The organism is Legionella navarrensis, from assembly GCF_052527415.1.
Genome location: NZ_JBNVZR010000003.1, coordinates 200,786 through 221,945 on the forward strand (window position 1 = coordinate 200,786; position 21,160 = coordinate 221,945).

Sequence of the window (21,160 nt, forward strand, 5' to 3'; positions counted from 1 at the left end):
ACTAGATGTATCTCATGGCTGTAATAACTGAACCGCGACCGTCAGGGAGTGGAAATTTTACGTTATTGCCCGGCAGAAGGAGCTTCAGATGGATGCTTAAAAATTTGCGCTTCCTGACGGTCGCGGTTCGCACATATTGCCTGTGAATCTTTGCGTATTAATTCATATGAATTTGTTGTAGAATGCTTGTAATCTGAACACTTAATCTCGTTATGAAACATGATTTTTTTTCCTGAAATTACCGAAGACTCTCAACGCGCTGCTATTTCGCTACAGTCTGGCAATATTGTCGCCATTCCGACCGAAACGGTGTACGGTCTGGCTGCTAACGCGGAAGATGCCAGCGCCATAAAAAAAATATATGCCATGAAAAACAGGCCACTGACGCATCCTTTGATTATGCACGTGGCCGATGGGGCTGATTTGTCGAAGTGGGTGAGCGCTATTCCGGATTATGCTCATCAATTAATGACCGCATTCTGGCCAGGACCATTAACTCTGGTTTTTCACGCAAAACCTGGAGCGGTTAATCCCCTGGTAACCGGCGGTCAGTCTACGGTTGCCATCCGCTGCCCACAGCACCCTGTGGCGCAGGGCCTGCTGCAGCGTCTCGATTTTCCTCTGGTAGCACCTTCAGCCAACCCATTCGGTAAAATAAGTCCAACCACGGCTGAACATGTGCAGCAGAGTTTTGCTGATCAGGCCTTGCTGATTCTCGATGGTGGGCGTTGTGAAGTGGGTATTGAGTCGAGCATCGTGTCGGTTATTGATCCTGAGAACTATCAGATTCTGCGTCCGGGCATGGTTGATGAGGCAGCCATTCGGGGCGTGCTGAACCGACAGGCATCGAAAGCGGATTCAACCATTCGAGTCCCTGGCAGAATGGATACTCACTATCAACCGGAAAAACCGCTGCGTTGTTTTACCAGCCTGAGCGCCCTGCAGGATTTCTGTCGCACGGAACCCAATGCCTGGGTTTTGTCGTTTCACAAAGATCGATTGTTTTCACTCCATCCCGGCTTTCAGCTGCCGGATAATCCGGCAAAACTGGCTTTTGAGCTTTATTATCAGCTGCGACAGGCAGATCAATCGTCCAGTCCAGTGATTGCAATGGAACTGCCGCCAGTCGAAGCGCGTTGGGAAGGGGTTATTGAACGTGTGCTGAAAGCCAGCACCCGATGACGAGATAAAATAAACGCTGAGATACTCCCTTCTCAGGGTGAAGGGAGCCTGATTTGTGCCAATGAAGACTTATTACGGCAGGAAATACCAGGGATTGGGTAATTTGAACTCCCGTTTGGCATAGCCACCCATCAAATCGCTGTATTGATCGCCAATCGTGGCAATAATGGTATAACCCTGTTTGCTTATCATGGCACGCGTACGCGCTTTAAACGGCACATTGGATGCGTGCCTGTAATTATCCGGGCGCAGGTAAAGGCCGGTCCAGTTGCGGTAGCCGTCGCGCAGGAGGTTGGTTTTGGTCGCCTCCAGATCGGTATTCGGCCGTGCAGTCACAAAAAAAACGCTGACACCTTCTTTTAATGCGGCGTTGTACAAATCCAGCATGGGTTTAATAGCTGGGGCATCGGCTTTCAGTATGTCGCGATGAATCTGCTCTTTTGAGGGCATGAAATCATATTTTGCGAATTTATCGTAATTGCTGATGCAGGTTTCATCAATATCCAGAACAACCGCCAGCTTCTTCCTGACAGGCAGCTGTTGATTCTTCCGGGCCTGGGTGAGGATATAATGTTTCGCTTCCTTCGCTACCGCTGACAGCTCCTGCTGATAAATACCCGCGTCGTGGTACTGCCGCAGTTCTTTTTTCAGAATTCCCAGATTGGGTGGCTCAGCAGATACGTTGTTGATCAGCAGCAATGCACCGGCAAGGGCGAGTAGTATACGGGGGTAGAACGTCATGCCTTATTTCCAGTCAGTATGTGGAGGAGTGCGCTATTATACCTCGATGGCACCGTAATTCAATTTCGAGTGTGCATCAGGCACATTGCTGTCATTTCCTGTGTCGGGATAACGCGATAATGCAAACAGTGCCAGCGCTGCATTCTCTCTGTCTCTAACGCTCCAGCTCAACATTTAAATCACGGGCATCGGCCAGACCATGATCATCGACCACACGAATCACGTGGTGGCCTGCCCTGGCAGGCCACATGATGATGTTGTCCGGTTTTGTTTTCGTTAAAAACCTGTTGTCTATAAACCAGTAAAGTGCTGCAACATCCGCATCGGTAATAGCCGACAGGGGGATGCTGTTTTTCCCGCTGCTGTCAGCCCGGATAATATAATGCCGATCCGTTTGCGGTGATGTGATTTGCGGGCGCGACGAATGGTTGCTGGAAAAGGCACAGTCAGGTGAGAAAAAAGGCGGGATACGCCGTTGAATGCCAGCCTGACGGAAAATAGCCAGTAAATCGGATGGCCAGAATTCAAAAATTTCAAAGCGCGTGTTGTCATCGAAATGACAGGTGCGCAGGCCAGTCAAATTATCGATGGCCACTTCACGATAAATGGTATCGGTTTTAATCGGCGATTTACCGGGAATAAACCAGGTCATCTCCTGATCCTGACAATATCGTGTCGGCAGCATGCCCGAGGCCTTGCAGACCGGAATGCGTGTTAAATTCATTTTTTCCGGGTGTTTTTCCAGTCTGGGGATGGCGCCTTTTTCATGCTTAATCGCCTCGATCAGTTCAAAAAACAAAGGGGCTGCGATGTTTTTGCCAACAAAGGCCGGGTTGCTGCTGTTGTCGAAATTACCCACCCAGACAGCCAGAACATAAGGCCCGACCTGACCCACAGACCAGGCGTCACGATAACCCGATGAGGTTCCCGTTTTCCATGCTACGTCTGTACCTTCTGCATGAGGTTCCGGCTGAGGGCCGTCTTTCAGCATGTCCAGAACGAGAAAACTGGCTTCTGGGCTTAACAGGCGCTTTGTTGTGTTATGAATGACGCCCTCCTGCATGCGCAGGGGCTGCCACAATCCATCATTAACCAGCATGGCGTAAAGCCCTGCCAGTTCCTGCATGCTGAGTTCGGCACCACCCAGTGCCATCGACAGACCGTACCATGATTCTGATTTCAAATGGCTGACCTCTGCGTCGATCAGCAGCTGATACAAACCGGGACTGCTTAACTGGCTGGCCAGTTGCAGCGCAGGAATGTTTCGGCTTAAAACCAGCGCATCTCTGGCCCGCACCGGGCCGATGAAATCGTAGTCAAAATTTTCAGGATTGTAGCTGCCAAAACTGCGCGGTACGTCTTTCAATACCGTATTGGGATGAATCAGTCCCTGATCCAGAGCAAGGCCGTAGATAAATGGCTTGAGGGTCGAGCCGGGCGAGCGTTTGATTTCCGTGCCATTAATCTGGCCGCCGATACGAACATCATGAAAGCCGGCCGAGCCGAGCATGGCCCGTATGCCCATGTCGCGGGTATCAACCAGCAGGACGGCGGCGTTATATACGCCCAGCGCCTGCCTGCGCTTTATGTAGTTTTGCGTGACATGTTCCATGGTGGTCTGCAGACGCAGGTCGAGCGTGGTAACCACGTTTTTATCTGAGCCACCATGATTCTGGCGCAGGATGGTATTGACAAAATGAGGGGCTGCAAACGGAAGCGAGGAGGGACTCTGCATTTGCAGAGGGAGCTGCATGCCCGCCTGTTGAATGGCGTCTTCAGGATGCAGTTTTAGCCAGCGGTCAAACAGCCTGTCGCGGATATGTTTTAATTCCAGGTTGCGCGGGGTTCGCCGGTTTGGATTTTGCGGGATAACACTTAAGGTCAGCACATCCGGCAGACTGACATCGCCCGCTTTTTTATTGAAATAGATAAGGCTGGCCGCACCAACGCCTTCAATATTGCCGCCATAAGGTGCGAGATTAAGATACGCCTCAAGGATTTGATCTTTGCTGTAATGCCGTTCCAGCTGCAGCGCACGCGCAATTTGCTGCACTTTTCCGCTCAGGGTTTTGGAGTTTATGCCAAAACGCAAGCGGGCGACCTGCATCGTAATGGTTGACGCGCCCATTCGCCGGGAGCGCGCGCCCCACGTCTGCCACGAGGCTGTAATCAGCGCAACGGGATTGATTCCCGGATGCCAGCGAAAATACTGATCTTCCTGCAGAAGGGTGGCGGAAACCATTTGTGGTGATATGTCGGACAGCGGTGTGAACACGCGAAATTTATCGTCCTTATTGAGGGTAAGACGCAGCAATCGCCCCTGGCTGTCATACACGACAGTCGAAAAATCAAGGCCTTCAAGCAGGGGTGGCCTGGGGCAAAAAAATAATATGCCAAGACCACTGACAAACAGCCCAACAAGGATTATTCTAATGTACTTGGCAATGGAAGACATGCGTGCTGGCGTGCGTAAAAGATAAACAGCATACAGCATGGTATTAAGATGAATCAAGTGGAAGGGCGGGAATCCGCGCATGATTTATTAACCTCAATAACCTTTACTCAGGATGGAACATGAACAAGACTCCGGATTCAAAAAACTCGATTTTCGCATCGATTTTTGGAAAGCTGAACTGGAGCTGCCCTCCCTGGCTGCGCTACGTGGGCCTTAAGGCACGAACCAATCCCCTGAGTTTCTGGATACTGGTGCTGATGACTGCCGCACTGCTGGCAGCCGCCGCCTACGCCGCACACTGGTACAGTCATCTTCCCATCCCGGAGCGGGTTACTGCCGTGATAACGCCACCTAAAATTACTCCGCTTGAAGAAACCCTGGTGCCTGACAGTCTGAGCATCAGCTTTGGTGTGTCCAAGGATGAGTTTACGCCGAAATCCGTAGCACCTCTGGATCAGATTGGCAAGGACGTCAGTGACGGCGTAACCATGAGTCCAGAACTGGACGGCGAGTGGATCTGGCAGTCAGACAGCCAGCTGGTCTTCACACCCTCAACCGACTGGCCTGCCGGTCAACATTACAGCATACGTTTTGCCGACAATTTCTTTGCTCCTGGCACCCAGATGGCCTCACATGAATACAGCTTCTCTACGCTGCCATTTCAGGCCACTGTTTCCGACTTTAGCTTCTACCAGGATCCGGTCAACGTCAATGTCCGTGAAGCAGTTGCTACATTGAATTTTAATTTCCCAGTTGATCCTGCCAGCCTCGAAAAGAAATTATCTCTGGTTCAGCAGCAGAGCGCAGCTGACAAAAAAGAGGGGGCCAGCCGATCCTTCAAATTCAAACTGACCTACGATGAATTCAAGCGCGTAGCCTGGCTGCATTCCGAAAATCTGTCCATTCCCGAGGTGTCGCAGTACCTGCTGCTGACCCTGGATAAGGGCATTCAATCGGCCACACACAGCGCCGAGACCGATGTCAGCGTATCAAAAAATCTGTTGATTCCGGATGCCAGCAGTTATTTCAAGGTCCTGAACGTCAGCGCCTCGATTATTCGAAATGAAAAAGATCGTCCCGAGCAGATATTAAACATAGAAACCAGTCTTGGTGTAACCGAAGCCGTCATGAACAAATCGGTCCACGCCTATCTGCTGCCCACCACAAAGCCGGCGACCCGGTACGCGCGGGCGGAAGAAAATTACAACTGGCAGAACCCAGGGGAGGTAACGCCTCAGGTTCTAAGCCAGGCTCAGGCGTTGCCCCTGCATGCGATACCGGCTGACCGCAATTTTGCGAGCCTGCACAGCTATAGGTTTGCGACCAATACGCCTCGTTATATGTACGTCAAAATTGATAAAGGCACACGTGGATTTGGTGATTTTGCATTGACCAGAGATTACGTGGCCGTCATCAACGTGCCTGAATTACCGAAAGAAATCAGTTTTCTGCATAATGGTGCCTTACTGGCCTTGAGCAGTGAGAAAAAGCTGTCGGTGCAGGTACGCGGGCTTGCAGCGGTTCGATTTGATATTGCCCGGGTTTTGCCTGATAACGTCAACCAGCTGATCACGCAGACACAGGGTGATTTTAACAACCCATACTTTATTAATCAGAGTTTCAACCAGCAAAACATCAGCGAACTGTATGCCGAGGTCCAGACATTTGAATCAACCGATTTGACCAAGGCACAGTATAGTTTCGTTGATTTGGCTAAATATCTGAGCACCAGCGAGAATACCGGTGGTCCCCAGGGGCTGTTCCTCCTGCAGGCCAGTGGCTGGGATACGGCCAGCAACAGCCCGCTGGATATCAAGACCAGCCGCCTTATTCTGGTCACGGATCTGGGTATGCTGGTGAAAGACAATAACGATGGCAGTCATGATGTGTTTGTTCAGTCCATCACCAGCGGCCTTCCTGTAGCAGGCATCGAAGTCAGCGCTCTGGGTAAAAACGGTCTGCCGGTACTGACCCGTACAACGGATGAACAGGGACGGGCGAGCTTCCCTGGTCTGAAAGACTTTGTGGCTGATCGCGAGCCTGTCGCCTGGCTGGCGCGCCAGGGAAATGATGTTTCATTTATTCCTTATAACAATTTCAGCCGCCAGCTCAATTTTTCCCGTTTTGATATTGGTGGTATCTACACCAACCAGGATCTGCATAGTCTAAGCGCTTTTGTATTTTCAGATCGCGGCCTTTACCGTCCTGGCGATACGGCTCATTTTGGTATGATGGTGAAGCAGGCTTACGCACAGGCTCAGCCAGCCGGTCTGCCCTTGCAGGTGACTATCACCGATCCGCGCGGAAACACGGTCTATGATCAAAAATTCACCCTCGATGACAGTGGTTTGCTGACAACGGATTTCACGACCCAGGCTACGTCGCCAACCGGTCAGTATTATATCAGCCTTTATACGGTCAAAGACGATCGTGCTGAAAGCATGCTGGGTTCAGCAAACTTTCGTGTAGCAGAGTTTCAGCCCGACCGAATGCGCATCAGCGCCAGCCTGAGCCCAGTTCAGGGGGATGGCTGGGTGTCTCCACAGGGACTGACCGCTAAAATCGGTCTGTGGAATTTATATGGCAGTCCGGCAGAGGGACGGCGGGTTAGTGGCAAATTGATTCTGACTCCCAAGGCCGTGCACTTTGACGAATACCCTGATTACGTGTTTGCGGATCCACTGCTGGATGCGGCTAAAACAGCGAAAACATTTACCGATACGCTGACGGATACCACGACCAATACGCAGGGAGAGGCGCAGTTCAGCCTGAATCTTGAGCGTTTTGACCGCGCTACCTATCAGTTGACCTTTTTTGCTGAAGGATTTGAAGCCGATGGTGGACGGAGTGTCACGACTCAGGTGTCGGCACTGGTCAGCCCGCTGCCATGGTTTGTTGGTTACAAGGCAGATGGTGATTTGCGCTACATCAAATTAAACGCCGCACGTCAGATCAACTACATCGCCGTGAATCCGCAGCTCGAAAAAATGCCGATTGATGATTTGAAAATGCAGGTGCTGTCACTGCGTCCTGTGACCACTCTGGTGAAAAAAACCGATGGCACCTACCAATATCAGTCGATTATGCAAAGCTCCGTCGTGAGTACCTCTGCGTTTTCCATCAGTGGCCAGGGAAGCAGTTATGCCTTGCCAACGGATAAACCCGGTGATTACGCCCTGGTTTTGCTTGACAGCACAAACACCGAGCTGAGTCGAGTAAACTTCAGGATTGTGGGCGACAGTCAGACACCGCTGGCAAAAAATGCCGAATTGAGCGTGACCCTGAACAAAAGCGAATATCTTGCGGGCGAAGACATCGAGCTGCAAATAAGCGCACCCTATACCGGCTCTGGTCTGATTACCATTGAACGGGATAAAGTGTATGCGGTTCAGTGGTTTAAGACAGATGCCAGTAATTCCGTGCAAAGCATACATATTCCTGCAGATTTTCAGGGGAATGGGTATGTTAACGTGGCTTTTGTCCGCGACTGGAACTCACCGGAAATCTTTATAAGTCCCTTAAGCTATTCCGTGGTTCCCTTTACGATGAACAACCGTGATCACAGCATACAGATCACGCTCGACGCTCCAAAGCTGGCTCGTCCGGGTGAAAACTTCCCGATCAGCTACAGCACGGATAAGCCCGGTAAAATCATTGTCTTTGCCGTTGATGAAGGTATTTTACAGGTCAGCCGATATCTCACGCCTGATCCGCTCGCGTTCTTCTTCCAAAAACACGCACTGGAAGTGTTGACGCAGCAGACCGTTGATCAGATCCTGCCCGACTTTATTAAAGACCGGGAGCTGTCTTCTGTAGGCGGAGACGATGGAGAGGCCAGTATTGCGGGTCATTTAAACCCCTTCAAGCGTAAAACCGATTTGCCGATGGTGTATTGGTCCGGCAGCCTGGACAGCGACAGCACACCCCGCCAGCTGGCGTTTGCGATACCGGATTATTTTAATGGTGCGGTGCGGGTCATGGCTGTTGCCATCAGCAGCGATGCGGTGGGTTCGACGGAGCAGCTTTCAGAGGTACGTGGCAACTTTGTGATCAGTCCAAACGTCCCCACCTTTGTTGCTCCGGGAGACGAATTCGAGGTCAGCTCAGCGATTGCCAATAACGTGAAAGGCTCAGGCGATAACCCTGAAATCAATGTTGATTTGACCCTTTCCCCGGGGCTGGAAGTTGTTGGCGAGTCCAGCAGCAGGTTGACAATAGGTGAAGGGCATGAGAAAAGCGTTTCCTTCCGGCTGCGCGCCAAAGCTGAACCGGGTTCTGCAACGGTCACGCTGCGTGCGACACTGGGTAAGCAGTCCTCGACCCTCAGCACCAGTCTGAGTATTCGTCCGGCGAGTACCTTTATGACGTCTGTGACGAGCGGTAGCGGCAATCAGGCGTCTCAGGTGTTGCCGGTTGATCGTGTGCTTTATCCACAGTATCGTACGGTCGAGGCGGCCATGTCGTCGAGTCCTCTGATTCTGGTTGTTGGCCTGCAGCGTTTTCTGGAAGGCTATCCTTATGGCTGTACGGAGCAGTTGACCAGTAAATCCTTCCCCATTCTGGCGCTGGCAAACTATCCATGGTTTACTCAGGACAGTGAGGCTGCAACGGCTCAGGTGAATGCCAGCATTGCAATGCTGGCGCAACGGCAAATGTCCTCGGGCGCGTTCAGCTACTGGCCGGGTATGGGCGATAACGTCAATAATCCTTTTGCCTCTGTTTATGCCATGCACTTTTTAAGCAAGGCCCGTGACCGCAACTATAATGTTCCCAATGATATGTTTTATTCGGGCATTGCTTATTTACGTGAACTCGCGTCACGCAATCCGACCAGTCTGGATGATGCCAGATTGCAGGCTTATGCGATTTATGTCCTGACCCGCAATGAAATCATCACAACCAATTATCTGACCAATCTGCAGCGTTATCTAGACAGCGATAAGGATAATCTGTGGCAGAAAGATATTACCAGCGCTTATCTGGCAGCCGTATACAGGATGATGCAGAATACAGCCGAGGCAGAGCGTTTGATAGGCCTGTACTCATTCCAGCCGGGCAGCCGTTCTGACTTTTACGATGAGGGAACAGCGAACGCCCAGTATCTGTATTTGCTGGCACGTCATTTCCCAGAACTTGCCAGGCAGCGTGAGTCCCTGGTTATGCCTTTGGTAAAGGCGCTCAACAGTGGTGAAATCAATACTGTTTTCGCCAGCTATGCCACCCTGGCGCTGAGCGCTTACTCTGGTATCAGTTCCTCGATTGCAGACAGCGCATTAACGATTAGCGGCGTTTCGGCGGATGGCGGGCAGCGTTTACTGAGCACAGCCAGCAATGGCTTTGCAAAAGCGAATCTTGAGCCGGGGGTGACTAAGGCGGTGCTGGGCAACCCCGGTAAGCAAACATATTTTTACCAGTTGACTCAGGCGGGTTTTGATACGCAGGTATCTACCGAGACCATTAGTAATGGTATTGAGATTTACCGTGAATATCGTTCCCTTGACAGCAAGGACGTTATTTCCTCAACTTCGCTCGGTTCGGAAATTGAGGTTCGCATCCGGGTCAGGGCTCTGGGAGATACCTGGCTGAGCAATGTCGCGATTGTGGATTTACTGCCGGGTGGATTTGAGGTGGTGGATGATACGGTAGACCGTGAGCATGTTGAGTATTCCGATGTCCGTGAGGATCGGGTTCTGTTCTTTACTGGACTGGACGCAACGGTTAAGGAACTGGTGTACCACATCAAGGCGACCAATCAGGGTGACTTTACAGTGCCGGGGATATTTGCTCAGTCAATGTATGATCCCTCCGTGATTAGCCGCGGCGCAGCTGGGAAGATAACTGTGACTGCTGATCAGTAGAACCGTCATGGAGGGCATGTAGCTATGCTCATGCCCTCCATGGGATTGAAGGTGGAAAAGGCACTGGTGATATCATTGAGGATTGACACGTGGCTCTGTAAATTCGCCACATTTTAAACAGAATCTGGCGCGAGGCGTTTTTTTAATCGCGTTACACAGCGGACATTGATTAAGAATAAGTTCGCTTTTAAATTCCTCACTGATTCGTACAGCCTCTGCTTCTCCAAGCTTGTAAAAACGCTCTGTAAGGCCGTGATTTCTTATGAAATCTGTAGAATAACTGTCCATGTAGTGCCATAGATCGCCTCTTGGTTCCGTTGGTTCATGGGCTATAACAGGTGCTGTGGATGGGTTCTCATATTCACCATCTATAACAATCTCAATCTGTTCGTGAAACGCCTGATCTATAAAACGGCCTAAAATTAATATATCACCGCAACTATAACCAAGTGTCATGGCTGCATTTGCAACATCCGGGATGCTATCGATTTTTCTGAGCGTTTTTAACAAGGTAAATGCCGCGAATAGATATAACAGGTCTTGAGTAACTTCTATACTCAGCGACAGTGAACGCAATGCGTCTGATAATTGCGTGAACAGTTCATTAGAACCCTTGTAGTCGTAGTCAGCCTGAGCCGCCCAGTCTATTTCATTGTAATACAATGATCCATGGATACTAAAATGGCGTGCATCATCTGCCAGACAAAAATAAACGCCTTTGATGCTGTCTGGTAAAACGACATCCGGTGATTGGCCCGCCGAATCCGTCAATTCACGTAAGCCCGTAATAATGTATTCACTGAGAATTTTCTGGATGTCATCCCAAGGGAAAATTGCTATGACATCAAACGGAATGATGGCTTCATACAGCGGTGCAATTTCATTTATAAAATCTGTAAAACGATTAAGATGTGTTGCTTTTTTTACTTGTTCTTTTTCAAAAATCAGCATTCTATTTCCCTTGGATATGGTGGACCGAATCTTGTGGGCGCTTCAGATGAAGCCGGGGGCGCTTGAACGACATTCAAAGCCCGTGCAAATGTGCGAGGAAAAGTATTACTATTTTAAGTTCCTTTAAGGGTGTCTGTTTTGTTCGGTATAATAATAGTTTTTTTCTGTCTATGGAAGGATAGGGAGGGCATATGGGGCCTGTCAAAATTAAATGGTAACGGTAGTAGTACTATCTTCAAGACGATGAGTTTCACTCGAGCTTGTGGATTCATCTGCTAATGCTTCCTCCCTGGCTGCCCTGGCTTCAGGGTGACAATCTGATAATTGTCGTAGATAATCATTAATAATATCCGCTTGCTCACCAAATAAATCACTTTGTATTTTCGCCATTTCATTCAGCCTGGACGTTTGAAAATCTAATTCCATCAGGAGATGCCCGATAACAGAAGCGGTATCTTCTATCGAAGGGGTTACTACTATCCTGGAAGGTTTAATGTGACCTTGTTTTTCAATGTGTTTCAGAATAGGAATTTCCTGTTGTTCCAATGCCTCAGTAGTTAAGGGGGATGTAAATACAAACGATTTTAATTCAATATCTCTGATTCTTTTATTAGTATTAACATCGATTAATGAATAAAATGTTTTTGCACCGATCATTCTAAAATACAATGTGTATTTAAATTTTATCTCTTCATCTGATAATAAATTGAAGCTCCATATACCGTAATCGAATTTTGGTTCGTGTTTCGCATACCTGTCGTCGAATATGTTTTGGAGGCAATGATTAAATTGTTTCGGAAAAAAAGACAGGGCTATTTTAATTAAATTATCTTCAGGAGTTACTGGGGTTTTACCACCGTATATTTCACCTGCTGATTTAATTAACGAGAGTTCATCTGCACCTGAGGCGAGCAACGCACACCAAAGAGCCACAAACCTTGATGTTTCAGCGATCTCATCTTGAGTCTCACATTTTGTCTTATTGCCTGATTTACTACCGAAAAGTCCATATTCGTGTCTATGTCGAAGAGCATATGCCCGAGATTCTTTATAGCGGGAAACACTGAAAGGTATGCGAAGCTGTTTGCTTAAATATTGACTGCTTGCGGCCATCCTGACCTCACAAAAAAGTTAATGCGTCCCATAGTAACACTGTCAGACCGTTCAATCACCGGTTTTTTTGTACTGAGCCGAGGTTATTTCCGAACCCCGACGGTCACGGTTCGGAAGCTGAAAAACCGGTATAGGGTACGATGACATCAGGCATCGTCCCTTTCTGTATGAGTGTATTGTTCGATCTTTTTGATATTAACCATCACATCACGAATTTTTACCAGCTCAGCGGTCATAAGCGACAGATTTTGCCGATCTTCTTTCAGGAGGGTACTTAAAGACGCAAGATCCTGCTCGGCAGATAGCTGATCAATCAGCAATTGCCTCGACTTGAGAAAGTTTTCGGTCAGGTTTTTAAACTCATCCGGATTATCAAGTGCCGAAAGCAGGGAATCAGGCAACGACATGGTCCCACCATGTTTTAATATTGACGGCGATGGTCTGGCATTCCTGCAGGGCTTCCAGATTGTTCTTTGCGTTGGCCGTAAACAGTTGCTTTTCCAAATGCTCGTAAATATTATCCAGCTTTTCAGACAGCACCGGATCCGCATCAAAGTTCAGACAGTCACGCAGATATGACACGATTGAGCCTGCGCTGGCCAGACATTTGCATTTGATGGTTATGTTATTATTTTTCATGGCCGTTAACGACTGATTAATATCAGACAACAGCTTTTCAAGTAACATTTGTATCTGCCTGTGCCCCGGTGCACCCAATACTTCGCTGTATGCACCAATCTCATTATAAATATCCAGACGATTCATATAAAACATCCTATTTTTTGTAAATGTACTCAAGAGCTGTGATTTGTCTTTCCATGTATTCACTGATGCGCTGATAACGCTCAACAAAGTTGTTCAGCTCGGAGAATTTTGTATACAGATATTCTTCCAGTGCATCAAGTCGTGATTCTTCCCTGGTAATGCGATTATCCAGCGCATATTCCTGCCGGCCTATGATTTTTTCGCGGCTGGAAATATTACCGCCTTCGCGGGTTATTTCCGTTAATACCCCATCAATTGTCTTGATAAAACCATTGGTTGAATCGGTAAAAAATGCAGAGAGGTCATCATAGTTACCATCTATGGCTGCAGACAGGGCTTTATCGTCAATGGTCAGTTTTCCGTTTGAAGTGTACTCTACATTTTTTTGTGTATTGGGATCAATGTCTTCGCTGAATTTTCTTTCACTGGGTGCTTTTTTAATCCCAGCGTCCAGCAGACTCTGGATGGACAGGCTGCCAAGACTCTGCTCAAGGCTGTTAGTCAGTCGCATTTTGATGACGGAGTACGTACTGTCGCGCGTTAACCGGGTGGCCTGGTTTTTATCGATGGTATCAATCAGCGTGTTATACGCATTCACCATATCATTCAGAGCGCTTTTCAGGGTCTGACTGCGATTTTCAGTATCTACGGCGATACTGAGCTCCGCGCTTTGACCGGCCTTATTCAGGGTAAAGGTTATGCCATCCAGCAGATCACTGACTGTGTTATCTGGGCGGGTTACACTAAACCCATCAAATGTAAACTGGGCATCCTGCGCAGCACTGAGCTCATGGCTGAGATCCAGTGCGGGCGCGGCGGTTCCGCCAATGGTCATTTGTCTGGCCAGACCCGTGTCTTTGGATGTCAGAATCAATCGATACTCGGGGGTTCCCAGGTTAGATGTTGTTGCCAGAATAGAGGCGCTGATCCCGGGATTATTTAATGAATTATTAATGTTATCGCGAATCGTTTCCAGGCTGTCATCTGTACCAATCATCAGACTGAAAGCATCGCTGCCAATTTGAATGTCCAGGCTTCCTGCCATCGACAGTGCGGTGCCTTTGTCGGTAAAAACGGCGCTGCTGACCTTATGCGCCTGAGCCAGTTGGCTGATATTAATCTGGTGATTACCGGGCGACGTATTTTTTCCGGTCAGTACGCTGCTGACAACACTGTTATCAGATGAGCTGATTTTCCAGGCGTTGTTATCGAATATTTGACCAAGGTGGTCGAGTGAGTCAGTAAATTTTTTTATCAGGCTGCTTAGATTCGTATAATTAGACAGCTGATAATCCAGCATCGACTTGCTTTTATCCAGTCGAGCAAGCTGCAGTTTTTCGACGTCCATGGTTGCGGCAACCAAGGCGTTGATATCACCAATTCCCGTAACATTATTTGCCATAGTATCAACTTGAGTTTAAATGATAAGAAAACTCCCTGGTTGTCGAAACAACCAGGGGAGCTGATTATTAACCTTGTAACAGTTTCAGAACGATTTGGCCAGACGAGTTGGCTTGTGACAACATGGCAGCACCTGATTGTTGCAGGATTTGCAATTGAGCCAGTTTCGCGCTTTCTTCGGCAAAGTCGGCATCCATGATACGTGAACGGGATGCTTCCAGGTTAACTACGCGATCGAGGTTGCCGTTTACAGCAGCTTCAATTTTGGAGTGACTGGCACCGAGTCCGGCAAGGCCTGTGGTTACGGTTGTGATGGCATCGTCCAACAGGTCCAGAGCGGCTTGCGCGTTGGCATTCGATGTTACGTCACCTGTTACAGCCAGTGTAGCAGACGTAGAATCAATCAGGGCGATGTCGATACGATCGTTGGCTGTGTTGTTAGAACCAACCTGAACGGAAATCGTAGTGGCAGCGTTCATCAGAAAAGTGCCGTTAAAATCAAGAGTAGCGGCAACACGGTCAATTTCAGTCATCAGAGATTGATACTCTGTGTCGAGGTTAGCGAGGTCACTGGTAGTATAGGTTCCAGTAGATGCCTGAGAAGCCAGTTCACGCATACGCTGCAACAGGCTCAGTGTCTGGTTCAGGCCGCCTTCAGCTGTCTGAATCAGAGAGATCCCATCATTTCCGTTTCGGCCGCCTTGACGAACAGCACGAATCTGAGCGGTCATGCCGGCAGCAATCGCGTTACCAGCCGCATCGTCTTTAGCCTGGTTGATTCGACGACCGGTAGACAGGCGGTTAGTTGCCTGAGCCAGCTGGTCCTGAGTTCTGCCCAGACTTTGTTGCGCCATTAATGACGATGTATTGGTATTGATGGTTATAGCCATTTTTAATCCCCTTGATTGGAAAGTTAATTTTGTCTTACACCTTATCTATCGGGGGATTCGCTCGAAACTTAAATAAATTTTTTCACAGGATGATGATTAAATTCATTTATCCATCGCAATTACTTGCAAAACTGGCACGATCCATGCATATATATAGCTGGAATGTTATCAGAGCCTGGCTTCTGTATTTTGATTTAACGGACTTTTGGAATTATCAGACTTATGACTATGACAAGCTCAGCAATCAGTAAGGTAGACATTAGCGCAACGCTTGAAAAGATCAGGGCGTTAACCGGACAGGGAAAGGTATCAGGTCAATCGGAACTGACCAGTACAAAAGTTTCCAGTTTCGATCAAATCATGTCCGTAGCAAAGAATGCTTTGTCCGATATCAATAATGCTCAGTTTCAGACTGAAGCACTCAAAAAATCATACCTGAGTGGTGATCCCACGGTTTCAATCTCGCAGGTTATGATGTCAACCATGAAATCGAAGCTGGCATTTGAAGGCCTGCTGGTGGTCAGGAACAAACTCCTGGAATCCTATAAAGAAATCATGAATATGCCCGTTTAAAGGTCCGGTGAGAGTGCATGGAAAATCGAGTTGAAAATATAATACAGCAAATCAAATCCATTATTGATTTTGATGTGATGAGGCGTCTGTTTTTTCTGGGGGGCATCGCGTTAAGCGTTGCTATCGGTCTTGGCATTCATCAGTGGACCCAGGAGCCGTTATACAGCCCCCTGGACTTTCGCATGAGCGATAAAAACTTCCCCACGGTGGTTGAAACGCTTGAAAAGGCCAATATCAAATATAAATTAAACGAAGCCAGCGGTTTGATTTCAGTGCCGGCAACGGACGTTAACATGGCTCGCATTCGGCTTACATCAGCCGGTCTGTTAAATGCGGCACCGGTTAATTACGCATTTCTCAACGATAAAAACAAGCTTGGCTCCAGCCAGTTTCTCGAAAATACCCGTTATCTGCGTGCGCTTGAAGAAGACCTGGCCAAAACCATCGGTTCGATACAGGGTATTTCCAGCGCGATCGTGCACATCGCCAAGCCACAATCCAATATTTTTGCCAATGAAAATGCCAAAACCACCGCCTCTATCATTATTAATACCACGCCAGGTTATGATGGTGATAAAGAAAAGGTGCGTGCCATCATTCAACTTGTTGCGGCCAGCGTACCCGAACTGGATCCTACAAACGTAGCGATAACGGATCAGTACGGCCACTACCTGACCTCCGTAACCAACACCGATTATCTGCATAATCAGGAGCAGCTGACTTACCAGACCAACCTTGAAAACAATTATGAAAAACGTATTCAGTCCCTGATTTTTCCTTTGCTGGGCCGAAACAAAGCCAGTATCAACGTGAACGCTGATGTTGATTTTACTCAGCAGGAAGAGGCCAAGGAGGCTTACGATCCCTCGCAAAACGCCGTTCGAAGCGAGCAGACGGTCAAGGAGGATAATACCAGCTCTTCACCCAGCGGCGTACCAGGCTCTCTGGCTAATCAGCCACCATCCACCGGTCAGCAGCAGCCAACTGCTTCCAGCGGCCAGAGTCGCAGCGAGTCTGTCAAAAATTATGAGCTGGGCAAATCCACAACCTACGTCAAGACAGATACACCCAAAATCAAGCGGATTTCTGTAGCGGTTGTCCTTGATAATGAGCGTGTCTACGATAAAAAATCCAAAAAGATGCTGAGCAAGCCGATTGATAAGGAAAAGCTCGACAAGATAACCGAACTGGTCAAATCCTCGATTGGATACAACCAGTCGCGGGGAGACATGGTGACCGTTATCAACAGTGGCTTTATTGAAACCAAAGCGGAGCCTGATCGCGGCGTGGCCATGTGGGATGAACCCTGGTTCTGGGATCTCGTGAAAAAATCCACCGGCATTATTCTCGGTTTTGTGTTCCTGTTCATCATTTACAGAAAAATTTCGCCGGAACTGGTTCGCAAAAAAGACTCGGCTCAGGCTCTGAGCCTTGAGGCGACTGAAAAGCAAAATCTGATTTCGGCCGAAATGATGCGTTTAAAAAACGAACAGATTGAGATATTGAAAGAACTGGTTCAGAAAGATCCGAACAAGGTCGTGGGCGTGATTAAGAAGTGGGTTGCCAAATAAGATGGATTCTTTGAAAAATGCAGCAATTATAATATTGGGAATGGGTGAACAGTGCGCGGCTGAAGTCCTTAAAAACATGAGCCACAAGGAAGTTGAATCCATTATTGAAACCATGAACCACATGGGAGACGTTTCGGAGCAGGAGGTGATCGTTGCTCTCAATGCCTTCTTCAATGACGCTAACAATACCACTGGGATTAACGTCAGCTCCAGCGAATACATCCGTAAAACGTTTTTAACAGCCGTTGGCTCCGATAAAGCGGGAACCATTTTTGATGAAGCGTATTTATCGGAAGAACTGATGGGCGTAGAACTGCTTAAATGGCAGCCCCTGCATGTGGTGATTGATGCGCTCGAAGAAGAGCATCCACAGATCATTACGGTGGCATTGATGTGTCTGGATGGTGAGAAATCGGCACAGATACTCAAATGGCTGCCTTCTGAACAGAGCAAGGACGTTATTAATCGAATGACCAACCTCAGCCCGGTTTCCTCATACGCGATGAAAACGCTGTCCGAGTATTTACAGGAACAGTTCACCAAAACGGAAAAATTCAAACTGATCACCTCTGATGGCGTGGACATGGCCGCCAATATCATTGCCTATATGGATGGCAAGGAAGAAAGTGAAATCATGTCGTTCCTGACCAACGAAAACCTGGATGCCTGGCAAAGAATACAGGGCAAGCTGTTTCCCTTTGAGCGCCTCGCCAGACTGGATTCGAGAGGTATGCAAACAGTTATCTCAGAGATCAGTAACGAGGATCTGGTTCTCGCACTGAAAGGGACAACAGACGAAATTCGAAAGGCTTTTTTCAAATGCATGTCGTCTAAAACGGTCGATCTGCTCACCGACGATATCGATTCGACCGGTCCTAAAAAAATGGAAGACCTGATTGATGCGCAACAGCGAATCATCGATGTTGCCAAAAAGCTGGCTGAAGAACAGAAGATTATCTTACCCGGACTGAAGGGAAGCAATAAGGTTTTATAGGAGGTCACGTGAGCGAATTTCACCAACAATTGGGCGCGTTTGAAGTCTGGTCTTTTCCTTCGCTGGATGACGAACCTGATCAGATCGAATACCACAGTCCTGATACTGTCAGCCCGGTAGTGGAAGAGCCGGAACCCGAGCTTCCATCTCCTGAACTCGAGGAACAAAAGGCCGCCCTGATAGACAGCATGGCCTGTCTGCAGAGCAGGATTGATGCTCTCGATCAGATCACCGCTAAAATTAACCAGAGTCTCTCCGAAATAGATGACACGATGGTCAATAACATCATTCTGCTGATTAAAAATGCTGTAAAAAAAATCATTCATAAAGAAATACTGCTCGATGACTCGGTGATGAAAGGCATGATCAATGAATCACTCGATACCCTGAAGGAAGGCAGCGAGGCCTGCATAGTGTATGTATCAGAAGAGGACTATCATGTTCTGCATCACGATATGTCCCTGTCTCAACTTGATATCCGCTGCGATCATCTTCTTCAGCGGGGTGATTTTGTTATCAAAACCAAATTAAGCGAAGTGGAAGCCATTCTTGAACAGAGACTGCAATCTTTGTTTGGATTATAAAATGAGCGTGATTGCCAGTTTGAAGCGAACGCTTCATCGTTTGAATGATGGAGTGGATCGGGCGCAGGACGTTATCGCCTATGGCACCGTGGTACGTATTTCCGGATTTATGCTGGAGGCCGCAGGGCTTCACGTTTCGGTTGGTACGGTATGTCGTATATATCTGACCGGCAGCGATCGCAACGTCATGGCCGAGGTGATTGGTTTTTCTGATGACTGCACCTATCTGATGGCTTATGAGGAAATCAACGGCATATTGCCGGGCAGCAAGATTGCCTGTGTGGCCAAATCTCTGCGCGTACCGGTTGGAAAAATGCTGCGTGGGCGGGTGCTGAACGGTCTGTGTGAGCCCATTGACAACAAAGGGCCACTGCATGCCTCTCTCTTTTACGAGCTGCAGGCTCAGACTCTCAATCCGATTGAACGCACCCGCATTTCCCAACCCATTGATGTGGGTGTGCGCGCAATTAACGCCCTGATCAGCGTAGGTCAGGGGCAACGCCTGGGTGTTTTTGCCGGCAGCGGTGTGGGCAAAAGTGTTTTGCTGGGTATGATCACCCGGTTTACGCAGGCGGATGTGGTGGTTGTGGGGCTGATTGGTGAGCGCGGCCGCGAAGTCAAAGAGTTTATCGAGGAAAATATTGGTCTGGATAATCTGGAAAAAACGGTCATTGTCGCAGCACCGGTTGATACCTCACCGCTGATGCGCGCCAACGGCGCCATGGTTGCGACCACCATCGCTGAATATTATCGCGATCAGGGTCTGAATGTGCTGCTGATTATCGACTCACTGACCCGCTACGCTCAGGCCTTGCGCCAGGTGTATCTCACTCTGGGTGAAATGCCGTCGGCCAAGGGCTTTTCTCCGTCCGTGTTCTCAAAAATTTCTCAGCTGGTTGAGCGCACAGGTAACGGCTCGGAAGGCCAGGGATCGATTACCGCATTTTATACGGTATTGACCGAAGGCGATGATATGAATGATCCGGTTGCCGATCATGCACGATCCATTCTCGATGGCCATGTTGTTTTGTCGCGCAGACTGGCTGACTCGGGGCATTATCCCGCCATCGACATCAGCAGCTCTATCAGCCGTGTGATGACCTCGATTATGGACGACGAGCATCTGGAGCGGGTGCAGCGCTTTAAGCGTCTGTACAGCGCCTGGCAGCAAAATCAGGACCTCATCAAAATGGGCATGTATCACCCCGGCTCAGACCGAGTGGTAGATGAGTCCATCACCTATCATGATCGCATGCTTGCCTATCTGACCCAGGGAATCAACGAGCAGGCCAATATGGCGCGTGATCTGGCTGAACTGGCAGGGTTGTTTCGATGAGTCAGGCGACACGCAATCCGGCTCAGATTGAGCTGATGATCAAATCATTCAGCCTGCGTAAAAACGCCGTAAAAAATCAAATCATGCAGCTGAACGCCACCATTGCGAAAAAAAAACAATCCATCGAAACCTTACAGAACTATGCGGCTTCCTATGAAAAAAGGACGGATACACTCTTGAATCAAAGCGCGCAGATTATCAAAAACAACCTGGCTTTTTATCAGCAGCTGGCTCATGTGATCCATCTGGAAAAAACAGAGCTGGAAAAGCTGGACAAAATTAAACAGGATTTGACGGCAAACTATCATGAGCTCAACAACAGGCTCGATGCCGTGAGCAGTATACGGGATGATATTGGTCTTGCAATGGCCGCTGCCATGGACAAGAGGGATGACAGTGATTTGTCGGATTTATCGATTGTGGTGTCAGCCAGGGAGCGTGAATGGAACCTTTAACGATTATGTCGGCCCTGCAGCATATGCTGATGGTGACCATGCTGGCCGTGTGCATTATTACGGTACCGGTTTTGATTGTCGGGGTGGTGATTTCCATCGTTCAGGCCGCTACTCAGATTAATGAAATGACGATCACCTTTATACCTAAGTTAATCGTCATGTTTCTGATTTTGCTGTCATTAATGCCCTGGCTGTTGGAAAAGCTGGTGATGATGACTCAGCAATATATGATTAATCTGCCGGCGTATATTCGGTAGGGCTTTGTCACAATTGAATCCTTAGGCAGGGTGG

17 protein-coding genes are annotated in these 21,160 nt (G+C 48.4%); 9 read left to right on the forward strand and 8 right to left on the reverse strand.

All coding sequences use genetic code 11. The features are described from left to right. Positions 1–219: 219 nt before the first annotated feature. Positions 220–1,182, forward strand: coding sequence for an L-threonylcarbamoyladenylate synthase (locus tag ACQUTA_RS03610; protein WP_444986834.1), 963 nt, complete (start codon positions 220–222; stop codon positions 1,180–1,182). Positions 1,183–1,254: 72 nt separating this feature from the next. Here ACQUTA_RS03610 and ACQUTA_RS03615 read toward each other — a convergent pair whose 3' ends face one another. Further along, entirely contained in the window at positions 1,255–1,923 is a 669-nt protein-coding gene (locus tag ACQUTA_RS03615) for an HAD family acid phosphatase (protein ID WP_444986835.1), read from the reverse strand. 154 nt (positions 1,924–2,077) lie between these two features. Further along, positions 2,078–4,459, reverse strand: coding sequence for a penicillin-binding protein 1C (pbpC, locus tag ACQUTA_RS03620; protein WP_510175183.1), 2,382 nt, complete (start codon positions 4,457–4,459; stop codon positions 2,078–2,080). Positions 4,460–4,497: 38 nt separating this feature from the next. Here pbpC and ACQUTA_RS03625 point away from each other — a divergent pair, with 38 nt between their 5' ends. Next, positions 4,498–10,236, forward strand: coding sequence for an alpha-2-macroglobulin family protein (locus ACQUTA_RS03625; RefSeq protein ID WP_444986836.1), 5,739 nt, complete (start codon positions 4,498–4,500; stop codon positions 10,234–10,236). A gap of 72 nt (positions 10,237–10,308) precedes the next feature. Here ACQUTA_RS03625 and ACQUTA_RS03630 read toward each other — a convergent pair whose 3' ends face one another. From ACQUTA_RS03630 to ACQUTA_RS03655, 6 genes are all read right to left on the reverse strand, one after another. Continuing rightward, positions 10,309–11,187 carry a hypothetical protein gene (locus tag ACQUTA_RS03630; RefSeq protein WP_444986837.1) on the reverse strand — a complete coding sequence of 293 codons (879 nt, stop codon included), beginning with the start codon at positions 11,185–11,187 and terminating at the stop codon, positions 10,309–10,311. Between the two features lie 207 nt (positions 11,188–11,394). Then, positions 11,395–12,300: a hypothetical protein gene (locus ACQUTA_RS03635; protein WP_444986838.1), complete on the reverse strand. Its 906-nt coding sequence runs from the start codon at positions 12,298–12,300 to the stop codon at positions 11,395–11,397. 146 nt (positions 12,301–12,446) lie between these two features. Then, positions 12,447–12,707, reverse strand: a complete 261-nt coding sequence (locus tag ACQUTA_RS03640) for a hypothetical protein (RefSeq protein ID WP_444986839.1) — start codon at positions 12,705–12,707, stop codon at positions 12,447–12,449. Beyond that, positions 12,694–13,065, reverse strand: a complete 372-nt coding sequence (locus ACQUTA_RS03645; RefSeq protein WP_444986840.1) for a flagellar export chaperone FliS — start codon at positions 13,063–13,065, stop codon at positions 12,694–12,696. Before ACQUTA_RS03645 ends, ACQUTA_RS03640 begins: the two co-directional genes overlap by 14 nt. A 10-nt stretch (positions 13,066–13,075) precedes the next feature. Continuing rightward, positions 13,076–14,467 (reverse strand): flagellar filament capping protein FliD, encoded by a 1,392-nt coding sequence (gene fliD / locus ACQUTA_RS03650; RefSeq protein ID WP_444986841.1) that lies wholly within the window; start codon positions 14,465–14,467, stop codon positions 13,076–13,078. Between the two features lie 67 nt (positions 14,468–14,534). Beyond that, positions 14,535–15,356, reverse strand: a complete 822-nt coding sequence (locus ACQUTA_RS03655) for a flagellin N-terminal helical domain-containing protein (protein ID WP_444986842.1) — start codon at positions 15,354–15,356, stop codon at positions 14,535–14,537. Positions 15,357–15,578: 222 nt separating this feature from the next. Between ACQUTA_RS03655 and fliE the strand changes: the two genes are divergently transcribed. Genes fliE through ACQUTA_RS03690 form a run of 7 tightly spaced genes read left to right on the forward strand, consistent with a single transcriptional unit; the run spans position 15,579 to position 21,126 of the window. Next, positions 15,579–15,929 (forward strand): flagellar hook-basal body complex protein FliE, encoded by a 351-nt coding sequence (gene fliE, locus ACQUTA_RS03660; RefSeq protein ID WP_444986843.1) that lies wholly within the window; start codon positions 15,579–15,581, stop codon positions 15,927–15,929. 17 nt (positions 15,930–15,946) lie between these two features. Beyond that, a complete protein-coding gene (gene fliF, locus ACQUTA_RS03665) occupies positions 15,947–17,500 on the forward strand; it encodes a flagellar basal-body MS-ring/collar protein FliF (RefSeq protein ID WP_444986844.1) in 1,554 nt (517 codons plus the stop codon). Between the two features lies 1 nt (position 17,501). Continuing rightward, positions 17,502–18,494 carry a flagellar motor switch protein FliG gene (locus ACQUTA_RS03670; RefSeq protein WP_444986845.1) on the forward strand — a complete coding sequence of 331 codons (993 nt, stop codon included), beginning with the start codon at positions 17,502–17,504 and terminating at the stop codon, positions 18,492–18,494. 8 nt (positions 18,495–18,502) lie between these two features. Further along, positions 18,503–19,078 carry a FliH/SctL family protein gene (locus ACQUTA_RS03675; RefSeq protein ID WP_444986846.1) on the forward strand — a complete coding sequence of 192 codons (576 nt, stop codon included), beginning with the start codon at positions 18,503–18,505 and terminating at the stop codon, positions 19,076–19,078. A 1-nt stretch (position 19,079) separates the two neighbouring features. Continuing rightward, positions 19,080–20,414: a FliI/YscN family ATPase gene (locus ACQUTA_RS03680; protein WP_444986847.1), complete on the forward strand. Its 1,335-nt coding sequence runs from the start codon at positions 19,080–19,082 to the stop codon at positions 20,412–20,414. Continuing rightward, positions 20,411–20,869, forward strand: coding sequence for a flagellar FliJ family protein (locus ACQUTA_RS03685; protein ID WP_444986848.1), 459 nt, complete (start codon positions 20,411–20,413; stop codon positions 20,867–20,869). The genes ACQUTA_RS03680 and ACQUTA_RS03685 overlap by 4 nt, the downstream gene beginning before the upstream one ends. Beyond that, on the forward strand, positions 20,857–21,126 hold the full coding sequence (locus tag ACQUTA_RS03690) for a flagellar biosynthetic protein FliQ (protein ID WP_444986849.1): 270 nt from the start codon (positions 20,857–20,859) through the stop codon (positions 21,124–21,126). The genes ACQUTA_RS03685 and ACQUTA_RS03690 overlap by 13 nt, the downstream gene beginning before the upstream one ends. The last annotated feature ends 34 nt before the right edge of the window (positions 21,127–21,160 follow it).